Source organism: Mesorhizobium sp. KR1-2 (assembly GCF_040045035.1).
Classification (GTDB): domain Bacteria; phylum Pseudomonadota; class Alphaproteobacteria; order Rhizobiales; family Rhizobiaceae; genus Pseudaminobacter.
Window position 1 is genome coordinate 25,825 of sequence record NZ_JBDZDS010000006.1, and the last position, 25,159, is coordinate 50,983.

25 protein-coding genes are annotated in these 25,159 nt (G+C 62.8%); 7 read left to right on the forward strand and 18 right to left on the reverse strand.

The genetic code is table 11. From position 1 onward, the window contains the following. Positions 1–40 precede the first annotated feature (40 nt). Positions 41–1,462 (forward strand): glutamate--tRNA ligase, encoded by a 1,422-nt coding sequence (gene gltX, locus ABLE85_RS13400; RefSeq protein ID WP_348793244.1) that lies wholly within the window; start codon positions 41–43, stop codon positions 1,460–1,462. A 180-nt stretch (positions 1,463–1,642) separates the two neighbouring features. Continuing rightward, complete coding sequence (gltA, locus tag ABLE85_RS13405) at positions 1,643–2,932, forward strand: citrate synthase (protein ID WP_348793245.1); 1,290 nt, start codon at positions 1,643–1,645, stop codon at positions 2,930–2,932. A 46-nt stretch (positions 2,933–2,978) separates the two neighbouring features. Here the strand turns inward: gltA and lpxB are convergent, their stop codons facing one another. The 14 genes from lpxB to ABLE85_RS13475 form a co-directional block, all read right to left on the reverse strand. After that, positions 2,979–4,184, reverse strand: a complete 1,206-nt coding sequence (gene lpxB, locus ABLE85_RS13410) for a lipid-A-disaccharide synthase (RefSeq protein WP_348793246.1) — start codon at positions 4,182–4,184, stop codon at positions 2,979–2,981. Continuing rightward, entirely contained in the window at positions 4,181–5,083 is a 903-nt protein-coding gene (gene lpxI / locus ABLE85_RS13415) for a UDP-2,3-diacylglucosamine diphosphatase LpxI (protein ID WP_348793247.1), read from the reverse strand. The genes lpxB and lpxI overlap by 4 nt, the downstream gene beginning before the upstream one ends. Next, positions 5,058–5,891, reverse strand: coding sequence for an acyl-ACP--UDP-N-acetylglucosamine O-acyltransferase (gene lpxA, locus ABLE85_RS13420; RefSeq protein ID WP_348793248.1), 834 nt, complete (start codon positions 5,889–5,891; stop codon positions 5,058–5,060). Before lpxA ends, lpxI begins: the two co-directional genes overlap by 26 nt. A gap of 13 nt (positions 5,892–5,904) precedes the next feature. Beyond that, positions 5,905–6,372, reverse strand: a complete 468-nt coding sequence (gene fabZ / locus ABLE85_RS13425; protein ID WP_348793249.1) for a 3-hydroxyacyl-ACP dehydratase FabZ — start codon at positions 6,370–6,372, stop codon at positions 5,905–5,907. Positions 6,373–6,379: 7 nt separating this feature from the next. Further along, entirely contained in the window at positions 6,380–7,420 is a 1,041-nt protein-coding gene (gene lpxD, locus ABLE85_RS13430) for a UDP-3-O-(3-hydroxymyristoyl)glucosamine N-acyltransferase (RefSeq protein ID WP_348793250.1), read from the reverse strand. Between the two features lie 51 nt (positions 7,421–7,471). Further along, positions 7,472–9,874, reverse strand: a complete 2,403-nt coding sequence (bamA, locus tag ABLE85_RS13435; protein WP_348793251.1) for an outer membrane protein assembly factor BamA — start codon at positions 9,872–9,874, stop codon at positions 7,472–7,474. 218 nt (positions 9,875–10,092) lie between these two features. Then, a complete protein-coding gene (gene rseP / locus ABLE85_RS13440; RefSeq protein ID WP_348793252.1) occupies positions 10,093–11,238 on the reverse strand; it encodes an RIP metalloprotease RseP in 1,146 nt (381 codons plus the stop codon). A 102-nt stretch (positions 11,239–11,340) separates the two neighbouring features. After that, positions 11,341–12,153 (reverse strand): phosphatidate cytidylyltransferase, encoded by an 813-nt coding sequence (locus ABLE85_RS13445; RefSeq protein WP_348793253.1) that lies wholly within the window; start codon positions 12,151–12,153, stop codon positions 11,341–11,343. Between the two features lie 11 nt (positions 12,154–12,164). Further along, entirely contained in the window at positions 12,165–12,920 is a 756-nt protein-coding gene (locus tag ABLE85_RS13450; protein WP_348793254.1) for an isoprenyl transferase, read from the reverse strand. Positions 12,921–12,923: 3 nt separating this feature from the next. Further along, positions 12,924–13,484 (reverse strand): ribosome recycling factor, encoded by a 561-nt coding sequence (gene frr, locus ABLE85_RS13455; protein ID WP_348793255.1) that lies wholly within the window; start codon positions 13,482–13,484, stop codon positions 12,924–12,926. A 45-nt stretch (positions 13,485–13,529) separates the two neighbouring features. After that, the gene (pyrH, locus tag ABLE85_RS13460) at positions 13,530–14,252 is read right to left on the reverse strand and encodes a UMP kinase (protein WP_348793256.1); all 723 of its coding nucleotides are present in this window, start codon (positions 14,250–14,252) and stop codon (positions 13,530–13,532) included. A 160-nt stretch (positions 14,253–14,412) separates the two neighbouring features. Next, positions 14,413–15,336, reverse strand: a complete 924-nt coding sequence (tsf, locus tag ABLE85_RS13465; protein ID WP_348793257.1) for a translation elongation factor Ts — start codon at positions 15,334–15,336, stop codon at positions 14,413–14,415. A gap of 127 nt (positions 15,337–15,463) precedes the next feature. Beyond that, a complete protein-coding gene (rpsB, locus tag ABLE85_RS13470) occupies positions 15,464–16,246 on the reverse strand; it encodes a 30S ribosomal protein S2 (RefSeq protein WP_348793258.1) in 783 nt (260 codons plus the stop codon). A gap of 254 nt (positions 16,247–16,500) precedes the next feature. Beyond that, a complete protein-coding gene (locus tag ABLE85_RS13475; RefSeq protein ID WP_348793259.1) occupies positions 16,501–17,328 on the reverse strand; it encodes a cell envelope integrity EipB family protein in 828 nt (275 codons plus the stop codon). Positions 17,329–17,463: 135 nt separating this feature from the next. Here ABLE85_RS13475 and ABLE85_RS13480 point away from each other — a divergent pair, with 135 nt between their 5' ends. From ABLE85_RS13480 to ABLE85_RS13490, 3 genes are read left to right on the forward strand one after another with little or no spacing between them, the layout of a single operon-like run. After that, positions 17,464–17,928, forward strand: a complete 465-nt coding sequence (locus ABLE85_RS13480; RefSeq protein ID WP_348793260.1) for a RidA family protein — start codon at positions 17,464–17,466, stop codon at positions 17,926–17,928. Between the two features lie 11 nt (positions 17,929–17,939). After that, positions 17,940–18,668: a glycerophosphodiester phosphodiesterase gene (locus ABLE85_RS13485; RefSeq protein ID WP_348793261.1), complete on the forward strand. Its 729-nt coding sequence runs from the start codon at positions 17,940–17,942 to the stop codon at positions 18,666–18,668. 53 nt (positions 18,669–18,721) lie between these two features. Continuing rightward, positions 18,722–19,945: a GNAT family N-acetyltransferase gene (locus ABLE85_RS13490; RefSeq protein ID WP_348793262.1), complete on the forward strand. Its 1,224-nt coding sequence runs from the start codon at positions 18,722–18,724 to the stop codon at positions 19,943–19,945. Between the two features lie 3 nt (positions 19,946–19,948). On the opposite strand, the gene ABLE85_RS13495 is transcribed toward ABLE85_RS13490, so the two are convergent. Next, complete coding sequence (locus ABLE85_RS13495; protein ID WP_348793263.1) at positions 19,949–20,284, reverse strand: multidrug efflux SMR transporter; 336 nt, start codon at positions 20,282–20,284, stop codon at positions 19,949–19,951. Between the two features lie 78 nt (positions 20,285–20,362). Here ABLE85_RS13495 and ABLE85_RS13500 point away from each other — a divergent pair, with 78 nt between their 5' ends. Then, on the forward strand, positions 20,363–20,788 hold the full coding sequence (locus ABLE85_RS13500; protein ID WP_348793264.1) for an HIT family protein: 426 nt from the start codon (positions 20,363–20,365) through the stop codon (positions 20,786–20,788). Between the two features lie 41 nt (positions 20,789–20,829). On the opposite strand, the gene ABLE85_RS13505 is transcribed toward ABLE85_RS13500, so the two are convergent. Next, positions 20,830–21,177 carry an AzlD domain-containing protein gene (locus tag ABLE85_RS13505; protein WP_348793265.1) on the reverse strand — a complete coding sequence of 116 codons (348 nt, stop codon included), beginning with the start codon at positions 21,175–21,177 and terminating at the stop codon, positions 20,830–20,832. Next, the gene (locus tag ABLE85_RS13510) at positions 21,177–21,911 is read right to left on the reverse strand and encodes an AzlC family ABC transporter permease (protein WP_348793266.1); all 735 of its coding nucleotides are present in this window, start codon (positions 21,909–21,911) and stop codon (positions 21,177–21,179) included. The genes ABLE85_RS13505 and ABLE85_RS13510 overlap by 1 nt, the downstream gene beginning before the upstream one ends. A gap of 296 nt (positions 21,912–22,207) precedes the next feature. Here ABLE85_RS13510 and ABLE85_RS13515 point away from each other — a divergent pair, with 296 nt between their 5' ends. Continuing rightward, entirely contained in the window at positions 22,208–22,627 is a 420-nt protein-coding gene (locus ABLE85_RS13515) for a VOC family protein (protein ID WP_348793267.1), read from the forward strand. A 63-nt stretch (positions 22,628–22,690) separates the two neighbouring features. On the opposite strand, the gene clpA is transcribed toward ABLE85_RS13515, so the two are convergent. Next, the gene (clpA, locus tag ABLE85_RS13520; protein WP_348793268.1) at positions 22,691–25,156 is read right to left on the reverse strand and encodes an ATP-dependent Clp protease ATP-binding subunit ClpA; all 2,466 of its coding nucleotides are present in this window, start codon (positions 25,154–25,156) and stop codon (positions 22,691–22,693) included. Positions 25,157–25,159 lie beyond the last annotated feature (3 nt).

Consider the following 25,159-nt stretch of genomic DNA (forward strand, 5'->3'; position numbering starts at 1 on the left):
CGGCGGCTCCGCCCAGTTGTCCCTTCCTTCTGGAAACCCAATGTCCGATAAAGTCATCACCCGTTTCGCCCCCTCTCCCACCGGTTACCTGCATATCGGCGGCGCCCGTACGGCACTGTTCAACTGGCTCTATGCGCGCCACACCGGCGGCACGATGCTGCTGCGTATCGAAGACACCGACCGCGAGCGCTCCACCGATGCCGCCACGGCAGCCATTCTCGACGGCCTGACCTGGCTGGGTCTCACCTGGGAAGGCGAGCCTGTGTCGCAGTTCGAGCGCGCGCCGCGCCATCGCGAAGTGGCCGAGGACCTGGTGCGCATGGGCAAGGCTTACTATTGCTACGCCACGCCCGAGGAGCTGAACGAGATGCGCGAAAAGGCTCGCGCCGAGGGCCGTCCGCCGCGTTATGACGGGCGCTGGCGCGACCGCGATCAGTCCGAGGCGCCGGCCGGCGTGAAGCCCGCTATCCGCATCAAGGCGCCGACCGAAGGCGAGACGGTGGTGAACGACAGCGTCCAGGGCGAGGTCCGCTTCCCCAACAAGGATCTCGACGATTTCATCATCCTGCGTTCGGACGGCAACCCCACCTACATGCATGCCGTGGTTGTCGACGACCATGACATGGGCGTCACCCACATCATCCGCGGCGACGACCACCTGACCAACGCCGCGCGCCAGACCGTCATCTACAACGCCATGGGCTGGGACGTGCCGCAGATGGCACATATCCCGCTGATCCATGGCTCGGACGGCGCCAAGCTCTCCAAGCGACACGGCGCGCTCGGCGTCGAATCCTATCGCGCCATGGGCTACCTGCCGGCGGCCCTGCTCAACTATCTCGCGCGCCTCGGCTGGAGTCATGGCGACGACGAGGTCATGTCGATGGACGACATGATCGGCTGGTTCGACATCGTCGACGTCAACAAGGGGGCGGCTCGCTTCGATTTCCAGAAGCTCGAAGCGCTGAACGGTGTGTACATGCGCAAGATGGACGATGCCGAACTGCTCGACATCTTCATCGACACGCTGCCTTATCTGCCGAATGGAGAGGCAATCGCAGCCGGGCTGAACGATGCCACCAGGGCGCAATTGCTCGCGGCCATGCCCGGCCTCAAGGAGCGCGCCAAGACGCTGGTCGAACTCGCTGATGGCGCAGCCTTCCTTTTCGCGCAGCGCCCTCTGGCTCTGGATGAAAAGGCGGCCTCGCTGGTCGGCGAAAAACCTCGCACCGTGCTTTCCGGCGCCTTCGATGCTCTGAAGGGCGTGAACGAATGGTCAGCCGCCTCTACCGAGTCGGCAATCCGGGAATTCGCGACCCGAAGCGAGCTCAAGCTGGGGGCTGTTGCACAGCCGTTGCGGGCGGCACTCACCGGCCGCGCCACCTCTCCGGGCGTGTTCGATGTGCTTGCGGTGCTCGGCCGGGAAGAGAGCCTGGCGCGCATCTCGGATCAAATCGATTAACGTAATTGTGGCACCGCTGATTGGCATTGCAACATGCCTGCTGCGGTGCAACATAATGCCGTTGCTGAACTTGGCACGCTCCCGGAAATGCGTTAGCAAAAACCCGCATTTCGAATGCCGGATTTCCGGCATTGTTTCGCGGGCGATGCCGTTCGCCGAATGGAAAAAAGGAAGTTTGCGATGACCGACTCGACAGCCAAGCTAGAATTTGGTGGCAAGACCCACGAATTCAAAGTGCGAAGTGGCTCGGTCGGACCACAAGTCATCGACATCGGCGCGCTCTACAAGGAAACCGGCGCATTCACCTACGATCCGGGCTTCACGTCGACGGCCAGCTGCGAATCGCAGATCACCTACATTGACGGCGACGCCGGCGTGCTGCTGCACCGCGGCTACCCAATCGACCAGCTTGCCGAGCATGGCGACTTCCTCGAAGTCTGCTACCTGCTGCTCTACGGCGAGCTGCCGACCAAGACGCAGAAGGACGACTTCGACTATCGCGTCACGCGCCACACCATGGTGCATGAGCAGATGTCCCGCTTCTTCACGGGCTTCCGCCGCGATGCTCACCCGATGGCGGTGATGTGCGGCGTGGTGGGCGCGCTGTCGGCCTTCTATCACGACTCGACCGACATCTCGGATCCGCACCAGCGCATGGTCGCCTCGATCCGCCTGATCGCCAAGATGCCGACGATCGCGGCGATGGCCTACAAGTACCACATCGGCCAGCCCTTCGTTTATCCGAAGAACGAGCTGAATTTTGCGGCCAACTTCCTGCACATGTGCTTTGCGGTGCCGTGCGAGGAATACAAGGTCAACCCGGTTCTCGCCCGCGCCATGGAGCGGATATTCATCCTGCACGCCGACCACGAGCAGAATGCGTCGACCTCGACGGTGCGTCTGGCCGGCTCGTCGGGCGCCAATCCGTTTGCCTGCATCGCCGCCGGCATCGCCTGCCTCTGGGGCCCGGCCCATGGCGGCGCCAACGAGGCCGCGCTCAACATGCTGGCCGAGATCGGTCATGTCGACCGTATCCCCGAGTTCATCGCCCGCGCCAAGGACAAGAACGATCCGTTCCGCCTGATGGGCTTCGGCCACCGCGTCTACAAGAACTATGATCCGCGCGCCAAGATCATGCAGAAGACCACGCATGAGGTGCTCGGCGAGCTCGGCATCAAGGACGATCCGCTGCTCGACGTTGCGATGGAACTTGAGAAGATCGCGCTTACCGATGAATATTTCATCGAAAAGAAGCTTTATCCGAACATCGACTTCTACTCGGGCATCACGCTGAAGGCACTCGGCTTCCCCACCACCATGTTCACTGTCCTGTTCGCCGTGGCGCGCACCGTCGGCTGGATCGCGCAGTGGAAGGAGATGATCGAAGATCCGAGCCAGAGAATCGGCCGTCCGCGCCAGCTCTATACCGGCTATCCGGAGCGCGACTACGTACCGATCGCCAAGCGCTGATCGGCAGAAGCCTCGAAACGAAAAAGCGCCCCGCGGGGCGCTTTTTTTATGCGTTTTGCGGGGTGCCTTGCGTGGCCAGCCGGCTTCGTCTCGCGATCTCGGCAAGCACGGCCTCCGCCGCGATTTCACCGGACGGCCGGGAAGTAGCCATGCGCCGGGCAACTTCCGCAAAACCGTCCTTCTGCCAGGCGCGGAAGCCGGTGTCGCCCAAAAGCGCCTCGAGCTGGCGGGCCAGGTTTTCCGGCCGCACGTAGCGATCATAAAATTCCGGCACGATCGCGCGATCCGCGATCAGGTTTGGCAGAAGCGCCGACCACACGGTGACCATGCCCTGCAGAACCCGTGCAATTGCATCGAGCTTGTAGGCCGAGACCATCGGCACGCCGGAAAGCGCCAGTTCGAGCGACACGGTGCCCGAGGCGATCAGCGCGGCATCGGCCTCGCCAAACGCCTGCCACTTGCGTGCAGGCTCCAAGATGATCTCAGGCTGCTGTTCCCAGCCGGCGACGGTGGAGCGGACAATTTCGGCTACATGCGGAACCGTGGGCAGGAGAAGCCGCAGGCGGTGGCCACGCGCGCGCAAGGCCGTCACCGTCTGGCCGAAGGGCTCCAGCAGCCCCCTCACCTCGCCGCGGCGCGACCCGGGCAGGAGAAGCAGCGTCTTTTCCCGCGATGCCGACAGATCCCGCGGCTGTGCCTGGGCCGCGGACGCGGCAATGACGCCCGGCACCTGCGTCAGCCGGTGGCCGACATAGGTGCCCGGCGGCCCGCCAAGCCGGTCAAGCTCCGAAGCTTCGAAAGGCAGGATGCACAAAACCCTGTCGACATGCGGCCGCATGGCCTTGGCGCGTCCCGGCCGCCATGCCCACACGCTGGGGCAGACATAGTGGACGATCGGAATATCCGGGTTCAGCGCCCTCACCTTTGTCGTGACGCGCAGCGAAAAATCCGGGCTGTCGATGGTGATGAGGCAATCGGGCTTCGCAGCGGCGATTTCCCGGGCCGTTTCCCCAATGCGGCGGATCAGGCGCGGCAGGTCGCGCAGGATTGCGGTGATGCCCATCAGGGCGATTTCGCTGCCATCGAAGAGCGGCTTCAGGCCAAGTGCCTGCAGATGGCGGCCACCGATGCCGACAAGCTCGACTTCGCGCCCTGTGGCGCTCTGCAAGGCACGAACAAGATCGGCGCCGAGCAGGTCGCCGGACTCCTCGCCGGCCACGATTGCGATCTTCAGCGGCAGCGACGCCGTCATTTGCGTTCACCGGCTGTCAGGCCGATGACGAACAGGCCGAGCTCATCCGCACGCTTCACCATCTGACCGTAGTCGAGCACGAAGGAACTTCCAGCCTCTACCCCGATGCCGGCGAGGCCGGCAGCATGGGCGCCCTCGACCGTGGCTGGCCCGATGGCCGGCAGGTCTGCCCGCCTCTCCTGCCCCGGCTTGCAGCACTTCACGAGAACCCCCCGCTTCCTGCCCGCGAGGCGGCCATGGTCACGCATGTCGGCTACGCGCGCAAGAAGGCAATCGGTGCCCTCTATTCCTTCGAGAGCGATGACGCGGCCCCCGATCGACACGGCGCCCTGGCCGATGTCCAGCCGGCCGATCGCCAGCGCAGCCTCCAGCCCGGCATCCAGATCCGCCCAGTCAGCCTTCTGCGGCGCCGCGCGCGTCATGAGGCCTGATGGGGCCAGAAGGTCGGGCACGACTTCGTGCGCACCAACCACTTTTAGGCCAAAGCCTTCCAAGCCTTTGACGAGGGCCGACAGGAGCCCGTCGTCGCCGCGCGTCAGAGCGGCGATTGCCCTCGGGAGCATCCTTAGCAACATGAGGCTGGGACGCACTTTCTGCCATCTGGGGCGACGGTCCACCCCGCCGGCCAGGATGACATGGGTGACACCGCGGCGCTTCAGCATCGGCACGAGGCCGGCGAAGTTTTCCAATTCGATGAAATCGTGCTCGCAAGCGGTCAAGGTCGAAAAGTCGTCAGCCTCGCCCCTGATCATGGCCACGAAGGGCGAATGGCCGTTCGCAACCAGGCGTTCCGCCACGTTGACGGGCAGTCTTCCGCTGCCCGCGACGATACCTACCCTGTCACCGGGAGCAAACTTGAACCGTATTTCCGGCTCAGTCCTGATCGTCGGCGTCGTCATCGACGGCACCCTTCAGCGGCGGCACGGTGTAGTGGCGCTTGCCGCGGTCGTTGATGAAATCGACGATCAGCATGGCCAGCGGCGAATCCGAAAACTCGGCCCGTGCGATCTCGATATTCTCGCTGACGGGGCGACTGCGGTCGAAAACGGTCCGATAGGCGCGGATCAGCGTCTTGATCTCCGCCTTCGACATGCCCGACCGCCGCAGGCCGACCATATTGAGACCCCGCAGTTTCGCGCGATTGCCCACGGCAATGCCGAAAGGGATCACGTCGCCCGCAATCATGGAGCCGCCGGCCAGGAAGGCGTTGCGGCCGACGCGCACGAATTGGTGCACCGCGCTCAGCCCGCCGATGCCGACGTTGTCACCGATCTCGCAGTGGCCGGCCAGTGTGGCGCCGTTGGCGAAGGTGACGTTGTTGCCGATGACGCAGTCATGCGCGACGTGGCAATAGGCAAGGAAGGTACAGTTGTCGCCGACGATGGTCGCACCACGCGAATTGTCCGTACCGGTGTTCATGGTGACGAATTCGCGGATCGTGCAGTTGTTGCCGATCGTCAGCGTGGTGCGGCCGCCCTTGTGGCTGAAGTTCTGCGGCAGGCCGCCAAGCACAGCCTGCGCGTGGATCGTGCAGCCCGTACCGATGGTGGTCGCGCCGAGGATGGTGACATGGCTGATGAGCCGGGTACCCGCACCGATCACCACATCGGGGCCAACGTAACAGAAAGGTCCGATGTGCGCGCCCGCGCCAAGCTGCGCGCCCGCTTCCACGACGGCCGAGGGATGAACGAAGGTTTCAGTCTGCATGTATTCTCGCTGGTCAATCCGTGGGCGGCGACATCATCGCGGAAATCTCCGCTTCCGCTGCCTTTGCCCCGTCGACCAACGCTTCGCAAGCGAAACGCCAGATATTGCCCCGCTTTTTCAACTTTTTCACATGGATGTGAAGACGGTCGCCCGGAACCACCGGCCGCCTGAACTTTGCGTTATCGATCGTCATGAAATAGACCAGCGACGGCCTGTCGGTGTTCTGGCTCTTGATGCAGATCGCGCCGGCAGTCTGTGCCATTGCCTCGATGATGAGGACGCCAGGCATGACCGGCTGATCGGGGAAATGGCCCTGGAAATGCGGCTCGTTGAAAGTGACATTCTTGATGCCGACGGCCGAATTGTCGGCATCAATGTCGACGATCCTGTCGACCAGCAGCATGGGATAACGGTGCGGCAGCAGCTTCAGCAGGCCAATAATGTCTACGGCTTCGAGTGTCGTTACGCCAGTGTCAGCCATTGTGATCTCACCCCCTCTTGGGCTTCGACAGTTTGCGGATGGTGGCAACGTCGCGCATGAATTCCATCATGGGCCTGGCGGGTAGCCCTGCCCACACTTCGCCGGCGGGCACGTCGTTCATGAAGCCGCTCGCCGCTGCCAGCCGAGCCCCGCTGCCGATCGTCAGATGGTCGGCAAGTCCCACGCGGCCGCCCATCATCACGTAGTCGCCAATGGTGACGGAGCCGGAAATGCCGCAATGCCCGGCAATCACGCAGCCGCGACCGATGCGAACGTTGTGCGCGATCTGGACCAGATTGTCGATCTTGGTGCCTTCGCCAATGATGGTGTCGGCCATGGTGCCGCGATCGACCGTGGTGTTGGCCCCGATCTCGACGTTGTCCTGAATGATGACGCGGCCGATCTGTGGAATCCGCTCCGGCCCCGTGGGGCCGCTGACGAAGCCGAAACCCTCGCGGCCGATGCTGGCACCGCTGTGGATCACCACGCGATTGCCGACCAGCGCGCACTGCACGGTAGAGTTGGATCCGATATAGCAGTCGCGGCCAATTTGCGTGGACATGCCGATCACCGCATTGGGCGCCACGATCGTTCCACTGCCGATCGCCACGCCGGCCCCGATGACCGCGCCGGGCTCGATGACTACGCCGGGCTCCAGGCGCGCGCTCGGATCAACGAATGCGCGCGGCGAGACGCCAGTTTCACCTGTGATCGTGCCTGGCGAAGCGGCCGCCGGAAACAGCAGTCGCCCGATTTGGGCGAAGGCAGCCTGGGCCTTCGCGGCGACCAGAACCGCGATTCCAGCCGGCACCTGATCTGCCACATCCGAAGTGCAGAGGATCGCGGCTGCGCGCAGCGATTCGAGGACACCGGCATTGCGCCTTCCCTCGACGAAAACAAGCGCCTCGCTCCCGCCCTCGCTCGCCGGGGCGATGGTAGAGACCACCTTGTCAGCGTAGCTGGAATCGATGAGCTCGGCGCCGGTGAGGTTCGCGATCTCAATCGCCGTGAAACGGCGCGACGGCACGAAGAAGACCGGGTCGGACATATGAACCTTTTCTTCCGGGCCCAAGCGGCCCGGAAGTTCGCGCGCTTCAGATCAGAAGCGGGTCGAGATACCAAAGTTGAAGTTCTGCACGACGTCCGTGTCCTTCTTGAGCACCGGTATCGCGTAGTCGAACCGCAACGGACCGAACGGCGAGGCCCAGATCAGGCCGGCACCAACGGATGCACGCCACTCCATGCTCTTGCCGAGAACGTCCCCACCGCCCTGACTGTCAGGAATCTTGTTTCCGAACAGCGTCGCAGCATCGGCAAAGAACGCGCCGCGCAGGCCCAGGCTCTCGGGAATGGCCGGGATCGGGAATTGCGCTTCGGCAGAAGCATTCAGGTAGCTCGTGCCGCCGACATGATCCTGGTTCTTCGGCGTAAAGGGACCGATTCCGCCATACTCGAAGCCGCGGATCATGCGATCGGTGCTCTGGAAGTGATCGAAGATACGCAGGTTGTCAGAGCCGTAGCCGACGATATGGCCGCCACCAACGGTTGCCAGACCAACAATGTCCATCTCTTCGGACAGCGTCTGGTAATAGGTAGAACGGCCGGTAACCTTGACGAACTTGGAGTCACCGCCAAGCCCCGCCACTTCGGTCGTGAACGCCGCATAGAGACCCGAATGCGGGTTCTTCATGTCGTCGATCGTGTTGTAGAGCAGCGTTCCGGAAACGGACGACTTGATCCACGGGCTGTTTTTCACACCAGAGATGATCGCCTGAGAAATCTGATCGGGACCGCAGGGCGCTTTTTTAGTTGGATCGTCCGATTCCTTGCCAGCGTTCTCATCCGTGCAGTTGCCGCGGAACTTGTACTTTTCCTGCGTGAGATTGTACGCGAGCTGGGTCGACAGCGTCTCGGTGACAGGCAAGCCGAACCGCACCGTGCCGCCGTTGAGCTCGTTCTCGTAGTTGGTGAACGTGCGGGTCTGCCGATAGATATCGAAGCCGGCCGCGATGCGGTTTCCGAGGAAATACGGCTCGGTGAACGAGACCATGAAGTCGCGCGCATTCTTGCCGCCACCAGCCGAAAGACGGATGTACTGGCCACGACCGAGGAAGTTGCGCTCGGTGATCGAGCCCTCGACCGACGGCCCGGGCGTCTGGCCGCCGGTGGTGTAACCGGCACCGACCGAGAACTCACCGCTGGACTTCTCAACGACATCGACCACCAGAACGACCTGGTCAGGCTCGCTGCCCGGCGCGGTCGAAACCTGGACGCTTTCAAAGAAACCAAGACCTTCCAGACGCTTTTTTGCGCGCTGGATCAGAACCTGATTGAAGGCATCGCCTTCGCTGACATCGAACTCGCGACGGATGACGTAGTCGCGCGTGCGCTCGTTGCCCCGGATTTCGATGCGCTCGACGTAAGCCTTAGCCCCCTGGTCGACGGTATAGGCCACGGAGATCGTGCGGTTTTCGAAATTGCGGTCACCGCGCGGCGTAACCTGGGCGAAGGCATAGCCCTTGCCAGCCATAGCCTCGGTGAGGGAAATGATCGAATCCTCGACATTTTTGGCGCTGTAGACCGCCCCGGCCTTGGTCTTGACCTGCGACTCGAGCTCGGCGGTGTTGATGTCTGGGATAGAGGTATCGACCGAAACGTTGCCGAACGTATAGCGCTCACCCTCGTCGACCGTGATCGTCACGGTATAGGCGTTCGTTGCCTGATCGAGATCGCCGGAGGCCGAAACAACACGGAAATCGGCATAGCCGCGATTGTAATAGAAGCGGCGAAGGGCCTCCTCGTCGGCGCGCAGGCGATCCTCGTCATAGACGTCATCGCGGAAGAGGAAGGACAGGGTCGACGACTTCTTGGTCGTGATCACGTCGGCCAGACGGCGGGCGCTGAAGGCGTGATTGCCCACGAAATTGACCGCCGTGATCTTGGTGCGATCGCCTTCCTTGATGTTGAAGACGACGTTGACGCGATTCTCGCCCAGATCCATGACCTGCGTGGTCACGTTCGCATCATTGCGACCGATGCGGCGATAGGCTTCGCGAATCGCTTCGGCGTCAGTCTCCAGAGTCGCGGTCGAGAAGGTGCCGCGCGGCTTCAGCTGCACGGTGCCGCTGAGCTGCACGTCCTTGATCTTCTTGTTGCCCTGGAACAGGACCTGATTGACGACCTGGAGCTCGGAGACCTGAACGACTAGTGTCGAGCCAACCTGGTTGATCCGCACGTCGGAAAACAAGCCAGTTGCGAAAAGGCGCTTTACGGCCTCATCGATGTCGGCGCCGGAGAACGACTTGCCGGGACGAACGGCAACATAGTCGCGAATCGTCGACGCCTCGATGCGCTTGTTGCCGCGCACCTCGATGTTGTTGACGACTGCCGCCGACGCGGCCGAGACGGTGGCCATCTGAGCGACCACGGCCCCCGGCACAACCAGAGACGCGGACAAGGCCACCGCAGACGCGGCGCTTAGAAAATTGGATGCTGCCTTCATCGGGCTATTAAACCTTTTCTCGTAGTCCCCACGGCGAGAAAACCGGACGTGCGGCTAATTTCCCCTACCGTATTAACCGGATTTTCCCTACACGCAAGGCTTCTGGTTAATTTGCATTTACTTAGCGATCCCGCGTGACATTCGCGTCACGCATATTGCCGCTGATGGTAAACGCCCTCTCAACGCGCCTCCGTGCGAGGCCAATTTCTTCATAAATTTCAGCAACCAAACAGGTCATTCCAGAACACGAAGCCCATGAAGCCCAGAACCACCATCATACCGATTCGATAAAAAATCTCCATCGTCCGCTCCGACACCGGCCTGCGGATGACAGCCTCCACTCCATAGAAAAGCAAATGGCCGCCGTCCAGTGGAGGGATCGGCAAAAGATTGAGGAATCCGATTCCCACAGAAAGCAGTGCGACGAGCTGGACCAGCCATTCGAAGCCGAGCTTTGCAGCCCTGCCCGCCATGTCGGCGATCTTCACGGGCCCACCGAGCTGGCACTTGTCCTCGCGACCGACCACGAAACGCTGAAAGAACTCGCCGGTACGGCCGATGATGCTGCCGGTCTCTTGCACCGCCTCCGCAAAAGCTGCTGGCGGGCTGTAGTGGACGATGCGCGGATGCCCGAGCTGCTCGTCGTTGATCACCCCGATCACCCCGACCTTGACCTTGTTGCCAAGTGCGTCGGTCTGCTCCGTCGGCTCGGGCGCGGCGGTCAGGGTGATATCCTGGCCGTCGCGAAGCATCACGAAGACCAGCGTGTCGCCAGCCCGGCCCGAGACCAGGCGCTGGACATCGGAAAACGTCTCGACGCGCTCACCATCGACGCTGACGAAGCGGTCCCCGGGACGGAAACCCGCCACCGCAGCCGGGCTGCCCGCACGCACCTCCGCCACCATCGGCTCCGAGACAAAGCGGCCGTACATGGAGAACATCACCGTGAAGACGGCAATGGTCAGCAGAAAATTGAACATTGGGCCGGCAAAGACGGTTGCAGCCCGCTTCCATACAGGCTGGGTGTGAAAGGCGACCTTGCGCTCCTCTTCGGAGAGCTTTTCAGTTTCCTCGGCGTCCGGCGTGCTGGTGACATTCATGTCACCGACGAATTTCACATAGCCACCGAGCGGGATCGCCGACAGTTTCCACCGCGTTCCGTGGCGGTCGTTGAAACCGAAGAGTTCCGGTCCGAACCCGATCGAAAAGGCCTTCACACCGATGCCGCACCAGCGGCCGACGAGATAGTGACCCATCTCGTGAACGAACACGACCACCGTCAGCACGAACAGGAACGGGATGATGGTGCCCACGAGCAGGCTGTTCGTGCCGAAAATCGCGGGAAGTATCTCGCTCAATATCATGCTCCCAATGCAAGAATCAGCCGGGCTCGCGGCGAGTGTGATGCCAATCCCGGCAAATCCAAGGCGTATTGCCGTCAACGGTCAGGCGACGCGCGCCTGATCTCAGAGCGAAAACAAGCCGCTGGCTGGCTGCCCGGCACCGCCAAGCAGTGCACCGATGAGGTATAGGGCAAAAGCCGCCGCGACAAGCCCGTCCACGCGGTCCATGACGCCGCCATGACCGGGGATGAGGTGGCTCGAATCCTTGACGCCATGGCGCCGCTTCACCCAGGACTCGAAGAGATCCCCGATCTGGGACACGACCGACAAGAGCAGCACCACCGGCACCGTGACTAAGAGGTCAGCACCGCCGGCAGCCGCCACCGCAAGCCCGGCAATCATGCCACAGATCGTACCGCCGATCGCGCCGCTCCACGTCTTTCCCGGCGAAATCGCCGGCGCAAGCTTCGGTCCGCCGACGGCGCGGCCCACGAAATAGGCCAGGATGTCGGTCGCCCAGACCACGGCGAACAGGAAGAGAATCGCAACCAGCCCTGCCTTGTCACTGCCGCGCAGCAGCGCCAGGGAGATGCCCGACAGGCCGGCATAGGCGAGCCCGACCGTGGTCCAGCTGCCCTGCCCACGCACCAGGTCGATCCCGGCAGACACCAGGACCGCCCCGCACAACGCAAGCAGAACGGCGTGGGCGGGCGCTCCGAACAGCAGCGCAAGCAGCACAAGGGCGAGCAACGCGGCCGAAAGCCATTGATACGCGCCATTGGCGGGCGTGCGCGACATGGCGCACCACTCGTAGAAGATCGCCAGGGAAATGACCGCCGAGAGAGCGCGGAACGGAAGGCCGCCCAGCCAGGTCAGCCAAAGCACCACGGCCGCCATGATCACGCCGGAAATGACGCGAAGTTGCAGATTGCTCATCTTCCTGTCGCTCAAGACGCCGCGCCCCTGGCGACAAGGCCGCCGAAGCGACGCTCGCGGGCGGCAAACTGCTCCAGCGCCTCCACGAGATGGCCCTTGCTGAAGTCAGGCCAGTAGCAGGACATGAAGATTAGCTCGCTATAGGCCGCCTGCCAGAGCAGGAAATTCGACAGGCGCTGCTCGCCGCTGGTGCGGATGACGAGGTCTGGATCGGGAATGTCGCTCGTATCGAGCGCCATCGCCACGCTCTCGGGCGTGATCTGATCCAATTCAGTTTCGCCGGCCAGGACTTGTCCGGCTATCTTGCGTACCGCCCGTGCGATCTCGTCGCGCCCGCCATAGTTGAAGGCGATGACGAGATTAATCGCGCTGTTGCCCGCCGTCAGCGTTTCCGCCTCATTGAGCAGCGCCGCGATGTCCGGCTGCAGGCCGGTGCGATCACCGATAGTGCGAACCCGTACGCCGTTCTGATGTAGTTCTGCCAGGTCTCGCCGGATGAAAAGCCGAAGCAGCCCCATGAGGTCGCTGACTTCCGATTTCGGCCGCGACCAGTTTTCCGACGAGAAGGCGTAGACGGTCAGCCAGGAAATGCCGAGGTCGGCCGCCGCCCGGACCGTCTGGCGAAGCGCCTCGACGCCGGCCCGGTGGCCGGCAAGCCGCGGCAGGCCGCGGGCCTTCGCCCATCGGCCGTTTCCATCCATGATGATTGCGACATGCGCGGGCGTTGTCATCGGTTCGCTTTCATGCCGCCGGTCCTGGCCAGTCATGCCTTAGACTTGCATGATCTCGGCTTCTTTTCCGGTGAGCAGGCTGTCGATCGTGCTGATCGTCTCGTCGGTGAGCTTCTGGACCCGCTCGGACTGCACGCGCGAATCGTCTTCGCTGATATCGCCGTCCTTCTGGGCCTTTTTGAGATGGTCCATGCCGTCGCGGCGCACATGGCGCACCGCCACGCGAGCGTTCTCCGCATAGGTATGGGCGATCTTGACCAGTTCCTTGCGGCGCTGCTCGTTGAGTTCCGGCAGCGGGATGCGCAGCGTCGTGCCGTCCATGATCGGATTGAAGCCGAGATTGGATTCGCGGATCGCGCGGTCGACCGCGCCGACCATCGACTTGTCCCAGACCGAAACCGAGATCATGCGCGGCTCCGGCACCGAAATCGTCGCCACCTGCGCGATTGGCATGGCCGAGCCATAGGCCTGAACCTGGATCGGATCGAGAAGGTTGCTGGACGCACGGCCGGTTCTCAGCGAAGCAAGATCATGCTTGAAGGCGTTGACCGCGCCTTCCATGCGCCGCTGAATGTCGTTGAAATCTGCGCCGTTGCTCATTTCTTCTTCTCCTTGACCTTCAAGTCGTCAGGTCAGTCTTGCGGTTCATGCGTCGGAGACGACCGTGCAGTGGCCGCCGCCCCTGAGGATTTCACCAAAACCGCCCTGCTCATGTATCGAATAGACGATTATCGGAATGTTGTTTTCACGTGCAAGCGCAATTGCAGCCGTATCCATGATCGTAAGGCCGCGGGCAATAACTTCGGCATGCGTGATGCGCTCATAGCGGGTCGCGGTCGGATCCTTTTTCGGATCGGCCGAGTAGACGCCATCGACCTGGGTGCCTTTGAACAAGGCGTCGGCGCCGATCTCGGCGGCGCGCAGCGCAGCTGCCGAATCGGTGGTGAAGAACGGATTGCCGGTGCCGCCTGCAAAAATCACCACCTTGCCCGCGTTCATGTAGGCAGTGGCCTGGCGCTGCGAGAAGCTCTCGCAGAGCTCCGGCATGGCGATGGCCGAAAGCACCACCGCGTCGACACCCAGCTTGACCAGTGAGGTGCGCAGCGCCAGCGAGTTGATGACGGTGGCAAGCATGCCCATGTGGTCGCCGGTGACGCGATCGCCGCCCTTCGACGCGACTGCCACGCCGCGGAAGATGTTGCCGCCGCCGATGACCACGCCCACCTCGACGCCCAGCGCGCGCGCCTCGGCGATGTCCGAGGCGATGCGATCAACGACGGACACGTCGATGCCGAAATGCTGGTCACCCATGAGCGCCTCGCCTGACGCCTTCAGCAAAACACGCCGGTACAAGGGTTTGACCGTCATCTTGTCCTCGTTGGTTCTGGTATTTTTCAAGGCATCATTCGCGCCGGCGAAGATCCGCCGCGTCGCGGATGTGCCGATGCGCGATTGCGATACACGAAGGGCACCGCGTTGTCACGCGGTGCCCTTGTTCGTCAACCACTAAGAAGGGCTTGATGCAGCGTTACTTTTTCACTGCAGCCGCAACTTCGGCGGCAAAGTCGGTTTCTTCCTTCTCGATGCCCTCGCCGAGCGCGAAACGCAGGAAGCCCGAAATCTTGGCCGGGGCGCCGATTTCCTTCTCGGCTTCCTTGAGCGCGGCCTCAACCGTCAGATCGGGGTTGATGACGAAGGCCTGCTTCAGGAGCACCGTCTCCTCGTAGAACTTGCGCAGGCGGCCTTCGACCATCTTCTCGATGACGTTGTCCGGCTTGCCCGACTCGCGGGCCTGCTCGATGAAGATCGCCTTTTCGCGGGCGACCACGGCCTGGTCGATCTGCTCGGCGGTCAGCGCCAGCGGGTTGGTTGCGGCGACATGCATGGCCACCTGGCGCCCGAAAGCGCGAGCGGCATCGGCATTGCCGGTGGTCTCGACGGCAACCAGGACGCCGAGCTTGCCGAGGCCGTCGACAACCGAGTTGTGGACATAGGTCGCGACGGCGCCCGACGGCACCGACAGCATGGCCGAACGGCGGAAGCCCATGTTCTCGCCGATGGTGCCGACCGCATCCTTGATGGTGTCCGTAACGGACTTCTCCGAGCCGGGATACTGGGCGGCGGCGACAGCCTCGGTCTCACCGCCGGTGGCCAGCGCGACCTGCGCGACGTTGCGGACGATGTCCTGGAAGGCCTCGTTGCGGGCAACGAAGTCGGTCTCGGAGTTCACCTCGACGACGACGGCCTTGCCCGAGTCGCCAGCGACGGCAATCAGGCCCTCGGCGGCCGTGCGACCGGCCTTCTTGTCGGCCTTGGCGATACCCTTGGCGCGCAGCCAGTCAACGGCGGCTTCCATGTCGCCGCCGGTCTCAGCCAGCGCAGCCTTACAGTCCATCATGCCCGCGCCGGTCATATCGCGGAGTTCTTTGACCTGTGCTGCTGAAATGCTCATTCTTTTGCCTCTTGGTTAGAAACGCGTGGGCGCACCACCGAACAATCGATGATGCGCCTGACGCCAGCGCGACAATGCGCGCCCAATCCGGGAAAAATCGGGGGTCATTTCACGACCCCCAGCGCCATTACGCCTCGGAAGCGCTGCCTTCCGGCTTCTCGTCGAGCGCGGGCTCGACCGGAGCTTCAGCCGAAGCGCCGACATCGACGCCCAGCGCGCCCTGCTGGCGGGCGATGCCATCGATGGCAGCGCGGGCAACCAGGTCGCAGTAGAGCGAGATCGCGCGGGCGGCGTCGTCGTTGCCCGGGATCGGGAAGTCGACCTTGTCCGGGTCGCAGTTGGAGTCGATGATCGCGACGACCGGAATGCCGAGACGCTTGGCCTCGAGGATGGCGATCGCCTCCTTGTTGGTGTCGATCACGAACATCAGGTCCGGCGTCGAGCCCATGTCCTTGATGCCGCCGAGGGCCTTGTCCAGTTTCTCGCGCTCGCGCTCGAGGTTCAGGCGCTCCTTCTTGGTGAAGCCCTGGGCTTCGCCGGCCAGCAGCTCGTCGAGCTTGCGCAGACGCTGGATCGAGTTCGAGATCGTCTTCCAGTTGGTCAGCATGCCGCCGAGCCAACGCGAGTTGACGTAGTACTGAGCCGAACGCTGCGCGGCGTCAGCGACGATGTCCGAAGCCTGGCGCTTGGTGCCGACGAACAGCACGCGGCCGCCCTTGGCGACGGTGTCGGAAACCTGCTTGAGCGCCTGGGCGAGCAGCGGAACCGTCTGCGACAGGTCGATGATGTGGACGTTGTTGCGGGCGCCGTAGATGTAGGGCGCCATCTTCGGGTTCCAGCGGTGCGTCTGGTGGCCGAAGTGAACACCAGCTTCCAAAAGCTGGCGCATGCTGAAATCAGGCAGAGCCATTCCTAGTTTTCCTTTCCGGTTAGCCTCCACGGACACCCGACATTTCTGGGGCTGGCCGAAGTGCGAGACTTCTTAGGGCCATCCCTAGAATGCCACCGGAGGTCTTGGTCGGATTTCTCCCGGCGAAGACCAAAGTCCGTGTGTGGAATGCGGGCGCATATAAAGAGGATGCGCCGCGAATGCAAGATGTGTGGCCGCGGAAGGTTTAGCGCCTTGCCGGCCGGCTTGCGGCAACAGGGTCGCAGTCAGCCTGCTTACTTGTTGCAGGCCTTCTGCGGCTGGTCGAACAGCGACAGGTCGACCAGCTTTCCGGACATCGAGAAATCGCCATAATCCATGACGAGATCGCGCGTCAGGCCGTTCTCGTGCAGCTTGAAGCTGATGCGATATTCCGGCATTTCCTCGCCGGTCCCGGAGCTTTCGTCGAAATAGGCGATGTTGACAGGCCAATACTTATCCTTGGCCAACCCCTTGAGAGCGGTCAATTCGGGGTCGCTCTTGTCGGACGAGGTCTTCTTGCCGACGACGACAGTGGTTGTCATGACCTTGTTAGCGTCCTCCGAACCATCGAAAAGACTGGTCTCATAAAATGTCTCGCCGCTGTTGGCCTTGTTGATCAGCTCGACGAGATGCTGCGTGGGAAACTGGGTAGGGGCGAGTTCCAGGCTGCTCTTCTCAGGTTTGTCGATTGCAACCTTGAGCCCGGCAGCTTCACGGGTGGCGTTGCCCTTCACCTCGCGGTCGAGTTTCTGATCCACGAAGGATTTGGTGACAAAGCTGAAGGTCTTGCCGTCGGCGTCTTCGAAAGTCGTAGTCTGCTGATCAGTGACCTGGGATTTCTCATCGGTGTCGATCTGGGTCACGAATCGGAATTTGACCGTATAACCCTCGCAGGCCGAACCGTTGAATTCGTAAACCATGCGCCCGGCAAGGCTCGTTACGCCGGAATTGTCAGACGCCTTGTCGAGAACAAGATCGTAGACCGCCCGATGCGGCGCCAGGGGCATCGCAGCCCAAGCCGGAACAGGGCCAAAGGCGGAGGCGGAAAGGACGGCAAGCAAGGCAAGGCGCGATGCGCTCATGGAGACGCTCCCAGGCGCGGTTCGGTCAACCGCTGGAAAGAGTGGGCACTTTAAAAAAAGTCGTGGCGGAAGCGAGGCAAAAATAGCAGTTTGCGCGCGACACCCGACCTCCATCGCAAGACATAGGGAAAGACGATGAGTGAAACAATCGAAAACCGGCTCGGCAAGCTTGGCGTGACCCTGCCTGTGGCGGCTGCCCCGGCGGCCAACTATGTGCCCTACATGCAGAGCGGCAATCTCGTCTTCACGGCCGGTCAGCTGCCCCTCAAGGACGGCAAGCTCGCGGCCTCCGGCCTGCTCGGCCGCGACCTCGACACCGCCACGGGCCAGGAAGCTGCCAAGTTCTGCGCGATCAACGTGCTCGCCCAGGTGAAGGCCGCGCTCGGCGACCTCGAAAGAATCAAGCGGCTGGTGAAGATCACCGTCTTCGTCGCCTCCGCACCCGACTTCACCGAACAGCATCTGGTTGCCAACGGAGCATCGGATTTCCTGGTGGCCGCGCTCGGCGAGGCTGGCAAGCATGCGCGCTCGGCCGTCGGCGTGGCCGTATTGCCGCTCAACGCCGCTGTCGAGGTCGAAGCCATCGTCGAAGTCGCCTGAAAGGCCAGAGCATGACCGACCTGTCCTGGCTGACGGCGCGGCCGATCGCGCATCGTGGCTATCACGACCTCAACAAGGCTGTGTGGGAAAACACACTGTCGGCTTTCGACCGTGCCATCGACCGGGGCTACGCCATCGAATGTGACGTGCACCTGTCCTCCGACGGCGTGCCCGTCTTGTTCCATGACGACGACCTGAAGCGACTGACCGGCACGGAAGGCTATGTCTGGCAACGTACCGCCGCCGAGATGGCGGCGCTGCGCATCGGCGGCACGACCGACCATGCGCCAACGCTGCAGGAATTGCTCGATCGCGTCGGCGGCCGCGTGCCGCTGGTGGTCGAACTGAAGGGCATTCCTGGCAAGGACGAGGGGCTGGTGGAGAAAGTCTGCGCGCTGCTGCGCAGCTATCCCGGGCAAGTGGCGATCATGTCCTTCGATCACTGGCTGATCCGCCAGTTTCCGGCGCATGCCGGTGATATCCCCACCGGGCTCACGGCCTACGGAGCCAAGGACCATGAACTGGAAGCGCATTTCTCCATGCTCGCGCATGGCGTTTCCTTCGTCTCCTTCGGCGTGTTCGACCTACCCAACCGCTTCGTCGAATTTGTGCGCGGAAAGCTGAACATGCCCGTCATTACCTGGACGGTGCGCGACCAGGCGGCAGTGGACCAGACCTTCGCCCACGCAGACCAGATGACCTTCGAGGGCTTCGAACCGAATCCGATGCAGGCACCGTGAATGTATTGCCGCGCCCTCTTGCACCGCCAGACAGGCCACGTATCTAAAGCCTCATGGACAGCACGCGGGACGGCAACGAGACAAAGGCGGGTGGCGACTACGCCATCCGCGTCGTCGACAGTATCGGCGGCTTCACCCGGGCTGAATGGGAATGCCTGAGCGGCACCTCGCGCAATCAGTTAGGTAATTACTATAATCCATTTATATCGTTTGATTTTCTTCAGATTCTTGAAGAATCTGGTTGCGCAATACGCCGATCCGGTTGGATGGGTCAGCACCTACGCCTCGAGGCGCCCGACGGCACGCTTCTCGGCGCGGTGTCTTGCTATCTGAAGTCGCACAGCCAGGGTGAATATGTCTTCGACCACGGCTGGGCCGACGCCTTCGAACGTGCTGGCGGGCGCTATTATCCCAAGCTGCAAGTCTCCATACCGTTCACGCCGGCGACGGGGCCGAGGCTGCTTGCCCACCGCGCGGCCGATGCCGACGTCGTAAGGGCCGCCCTCGCCTCCGGACTCAAACTGGCGACCGACAGGCTCGGCGTTTCGTCCGCCCATGTCACCTTTGCCACGCAAGACGACATGAGAGCGCTCGAGGGCGCAGGCTTTCTCGCCCGTACCGACCAGCAGTTCCATTTCTTCAACGAGGGCTTTTCGAGCTATGACGATTTCCTCGCCACGCTCGCTTCGCGCAAGCGCAAGGCGCTGAAGAAGGAACGGCGCGAGGCCCTTGCACACGGCATCGACATCGACTGGTTGACGGGAAGCGACCTCACCGAACGTGTCTGGGACGACGTCTTCGCCTTCTACATGGACACCGGCGGCCGCAAATGGGGACGGCCATATCTCAACCGCACGTTCTTCTCCCTGGTAGGAGAGCGCATGCGCGATGACGTCCTGCTCGTCATGGCTCGGCGCAATGGCCGCTACGTGGCCGGCGCCATCAACTTCATCGGTTCGGATACGCTTTTCGGCCGCAACTGGGGCTGCATCGAGGACCATCCCTTCCTGCATTTCGAGGTCTGCTACCACCAGGCGATCGACTTCGCGATTTCACGGGGGCTGAAGGTGGTCGAGGCCGGCGCGCAGGGCGAGCACAAGATCGCGCGCGGCTACCGGCCCGTCACCACGCATTCCGCCCACTACATCGTGCATCCCGGTCTGCGAAACGCGGTGGCCGACTACCTGGAGCGCGAGCGCCAGGAGATGGAACGCATCGGCGAATATCTTGATGAGCACGGACCGTTCCGCAAGGACGGCCCCGCGCCCGACGCATAGACCTCAGTGCACGAGCGTCTTCGAAAACAGGTTGATGACGCCGACGCCCAGCATGATGAAGCCCATGCCTACCACGGCCGGCAGGTCCAGGGATTGCCGGAACCAGATCCAGCCGATCGCAGTGATCAGGATGATGCCGGCGCCGCACCAGAGGGCGTAGACGATGCCGACCGGCATGCTGCGCAATGTCAGCGACAGGAAATAGAAGGCCAGCGCATAGCCCACGACCGTCGCCAGCGAAGGCACTAGCCGGGTGAACCCGTGCGTCTCCTTCAGCGCGGTGGTCGCCAGAACCTCGAATATGATGGCGACGATCAGATAGGCGTAATTCCAACTCATGCGCATTCCTGCCTCGTTGATTGCGAGAAACCCTCGAAACGAATATTACCCGAACAGGTACAGGACGAGAGGCAGACCATGAAATACGACGATACCAACATCTTTGCGCGGATCCTGCGCGGCGAGCTGCCCGCGCACAAGGTGTATGAGGACGACACCGCCATCGCTTTCATGGACCTCATGCCGCAAGGTACGGGCCACACCCTGGTGCTGCCCAGGGCTCCCTCTCGCAACCTTCTCGACGCTGATCCGGCAACCTTTGGTCCCCTCATGGCCGTTGTTCAGAAGATCGCTCGCGCCACCAAGGAAGCATTCGCCGCGGACGGCGTGACGGTGATGCAGTTCAACGAGCCGGCTGCCGGCCAGACGGTCTACCACCTGCACGTCCACGTCCTGCCGCGCTTCGAGGGCGTCGCGCTGAAGCCGCACACGGGGCAGATGGAGAAACCGGAGGTTCTGGCCGCTAACGCCGAGAAAATCCGCGCAGTCCTGGCGAACTCATAGATCCGACAGGCCCGCGGGGAAGCGCAAACGAGGCGATTTCCCTAAAACGTCATCAGCCCCGCGCCGAGGACGATCTCGGCCGCGGCGATGCCGACCAGGACACGGCGGCCGCACAGCAGATATGCCGCAAAGCCGACAGCTACGGCACCGATCCGCAGGACCATGGGCGCGGACGCCAGTGTTCCGCTCGGAAAGATGATCAGGTTGCCGATGACCGCCGCCACCAGTGCCGTGGCAATGGTGCGCACCAGCACCAGGATGTCGGAGCTTTCCGAAATCCGGCCGCCGAAATAGACCCCGAGGAACCGCCAGCTGTCGGTCGCAAGCCAGCCGGCGATGAGGATGAACAGGAACGGCCACCACCATTGGTCGTATGACGTGAAGGTCATTAGCCTGCCCTTCTCCGAGACAGGCGGTGATAGGCATAGGCACCGCCGCCGCCGCACAGACCGGCCGCAAGAAGATCGAATCCCGGCCACGCGGCATGGAAGATCGGGCCGAGCACCAGCCCCAGCACCATCGCCACATGCCCTGCCCGCTCTCGTGCCGAGCCCCACAGGGAGGTCAGGAAATACATGGGCGTCAGCAGCAGCAGTGCGGCCGACACCATGGGCGGCATGCTGTCGGCGACCACGAAGACGACTGCCACCACCGCCATGTTGAACAGGACGAGCGTCGAGCCCAGTCCTGCATAGTAGGTGGTGCGCATCTCGCGCGGGATGTTCCTGAGCCGTTCCATAGCCAAGACCCATGATGTCACCGCGACGAAATGGGACAGAAGGTAAAGCACCCACCTCGGCGTGCGCGATCCCTTCAATTCCGGCACAAGCGCAACCACCATGGGCGTCAGCCGCACGGACGACAGCGCCACCGCCAGCGCGGCGGCCGGCAGCGACGTGCCGGACAGGATCCCTCCGATCAAAACAACCTTCGCCGGCAGCGCCCAGACCATGCCGGTCATGAAAACGGCCTGCGCCAGCGTCAGCCCCGATTCCTTCGCAAGCCCGGCAAAGCCGATGAATGCGCTGGCCAGGATCAGGCCAGGCACGGACACCGCCGCCTGAACGCCGCGCAGATACCAAGTCCTGCGCCCGGCAGGCACAGCCGGGGCGGCATGTTCCATTATCGCTGCAGCAGACTCTTCCGACATCGACGCGCTGATTAGCACGGGGTGAAAAGCTGGGCGACGGCAAAGTCTTGTGCCAGGCGGCATGTCCGCTTGTCAGGAGACATGCCCGGCGTGCGGCACCGTGCTTGAAGCGACGGCAGGCTCCGGCTAGCCTGCTGCAGTCTAAAAAGGCGCACCGGTTTGGTTAGCCCGGTCGTTTCCCGAGGGAAGCTCTGGCTGGCGCTTGGCGCCAAGTCCCGTGACGGAGGCCGCGCTGCATGGTGCGTCGCGGCAACGTTGGGGATATGGTCATGCAACAGCAAATCTCTGTCATCACGCTCGGCATCCGCGATCTCGCGCGGTCGCGCCGCTTTTATGTCGAAGGCTTCGGCTGGAAGCCGGTTTTCGAGAACGAAGAAATCGTCTTCTACCAGATGAACGGCTTCATGCTCGGAACTTGGCTTGAGGGCGCCCTCGCAACGGATATCGGCCGCACGCCTGCTCGGCCGGGTGCCTTTGCCATGGGCCACAATGTGCCGCAGCGTAGCGACGTGCAACCGACGATGGACCAACTCGTGGCCAGTGGCGGCCGCCTGCTCAAGGCGCCAATCGAGCCGCCGCACGGCGGCTACAGCGGCTATGTCGCCGACCCGGACGATCATGCCTGGGAGATCGCCTGGAACCCTTCCTGGGCCATCAGCGAGGCCGGATTGGTCACCTTTGGCGTATGAACATAAAGCAAGACCGCCGGCCGCAGATGCGGCCGGCGGTCTGTTCGTTCGCAGCAGGCTTTGTCAGCCCTTCCGCGGCAATTGCGGCACGAGGCTGCGCTTGGGGCCGTCCTTGCCTTTCGGCGCAGCCCTGGGCTTCTGAGCCACAACCTTCTTGGGTCCAGCCTTCTTCGCGGCGGGCTTCCTGACGGGGGCCTTGCGCGGCTCTTCCTTCTTCGGCTTGACCGGCACCTCGTCGGCGATGGTCTCGAGCTTCAGGCCGGTCTCGCCGTCTTCCTTCGTCTCGACCGTCACGCGGACCGTGCCGCCCTTCTTGAGCTTGCCGAACAGCACCTCTTCAGCGAGCGGCTTCTTGATGTACTCCTGGATCACGCGTCCGAGCGGACGCGCACCCATGCGCTCGTCGTAGCCCTTGTCGGCCAGCCAGGCGATCGAATCGGGCGACAGATCGAAGGTCACGCCGCGCTCGGAAAGCTGTGCCTCGAGCTGCATGACGAACTTCTGCACGACCTGATGCACAACCGGCACCGGCAGCGAGCTGAACGGGATGATCGCATCGAGACGGTTGCGGAACTCCGGCGAGAACAGCCGGTTGATCGCCTCCATGTCGTCGCCTTCCCGCTTGGACGAACCAAAGCCGATGGCGGACTTGGCCATGTCAGCGGCACCCGCATTGGTCGTCATGATCAGGATGACGTTGCGGAAGTCGATCTGCTTGCCGTTATGGTCGGTCAGCTTGCCGTGGTCCATTACCTGCAACAGGATGTTGAACAGGTCCGGATGCGCCTTCTCGACCTCGTCGAGCAGCAGCACGCAGTGCGGATGCTGGTCGACACCGTCGGTCAGCAGGCCACCCTGGTCGAAGCCGACATAGCCGGGAGGCGCGCCGATCAGGCGCGACACTGTGTGGCGCTCCATGTATTCGGACATGTCGAAGCGGATCAGCTCGACGCCCAGCGACGAGGCCAGCTGCCGCGCCACCTCGGTCTTGCCGACGCCGGTCGGACCCGAGAACAGGTAGGAGCCGATCGGCTTCTCCGGTTCGCGCAGGCCGGCGCGCGCCAGCTTGATCGCGGAGGCGAGCGCTGTGATCGCCGTGTCCTGCCCATAGACGACGCGGCGCAGCTCGCTTTCCAGATTGGCCAGCACCTGCTCGTCGTCGGCCGAGACCGTCTTGGGCGGAATGCGCGCCATGGTGGCGATGGTAGCCTCGATCTCCTTGATGCCGATCGTCTTCTTGCGCTTGCCTTCCGGCAGCAGCATCTGCGAGGCGCCGGTCTCGTCGATCACGTCGATCGCCTTGTCCGGCAGCTTGCGGTCGTTGATGTAGCGCGCCGACAGCTCCACCGCCGCCTTGATGGCTTCGTTGGTGTACTTCACCCTGTGGAACTGCTCATAGTAGGGCTTCAGGCCCTTCATGATCTCGATTGCGTCGTCGACCGTCGGCTCCTTCACGTCGATCTTCTGGAAGCGCCGCACCAGCGCGCGGTCCTTCTCGAAGAACTGGCGGAATTCCTTGTAGGTGGTTGAGCCGATGCAGCGAATCGCACCGGACGACAGCGCAGGCTTCAGCAGGTTCGACGCATCCATCGCGCCGCCGGAAGTGGCGCCGGCGCCGATCACGGTGTGGATCTCGTCGATGAACAGGACCGCGCCCTGATACTCCTCGAGTTCCTTGACCACCTGCTTCAGGCGCTCTTCGAAATCGCCGCGATACCGCGTGCCCGCCAGGAGCGTGCCCATGTCGAGCGCAAAGATCGTCGCATCGGCCAGAACGTCGGGAACGTCGCCCTCGACGATGCGTTTGGCCAAGCCCTCGGCAATCGCAGTCTTCCCCACGCCGGGATCACCGACATAGAGCGGGTTGTTCTTCGAACGCCGGCACAGCACCTGGATGGTGCGGTTGATCTCGGCCTCGCGACCGATCAGCGGATCGATCTTGCCGGCGCGCGCCTTCTTGTTGAGGTCGACGCAATAGGCGGTCAGCGCATCCTGCTGCTTCTTCTTGCCGCTTTCCTCCGACGAATCGCCAGTCGAGCCGGATTGATCCTCCTCGGCGCCGCGCGGTGTCCGCGTCTCGCTGGCCCCCGGCCGCTTTGCGATGCCGTGGCTGATGTAGTTGACCGCGTCGTAACGGGTCATCTGCTGTTCCTGCAGGAAATAGGCCGCGTGGCTCTCGCGCTCGGCAAAGATCGCGACGAGCACGTTGGCCCCAGACACCTCGTCGCGGCCCGACGACTGCACATGAATCACGGCGCGCTGGATGACGCGCTGGAAGCCCGCAGTAGGCTTGGAATCCTCGTCATAACCGGTGACGAGATTGTCGAGTTCGGTATCGATATAGTTGAGAACCGTCTGTCTCAGTTCGTTGAGATCGACGTTGCAGGCGCGCATCACCGCCGCTGCCTCGGCGTCGTCGATCAGAGCCAGCAAGAGATGTTCGAGCGTGGCATATTCATGGTGACGCTCGTTGGCAAAGGTCAGCGCTTGATGAAGCGCCTTTTCCAAGCCCTGTGAGAAAGCCGGCATTCA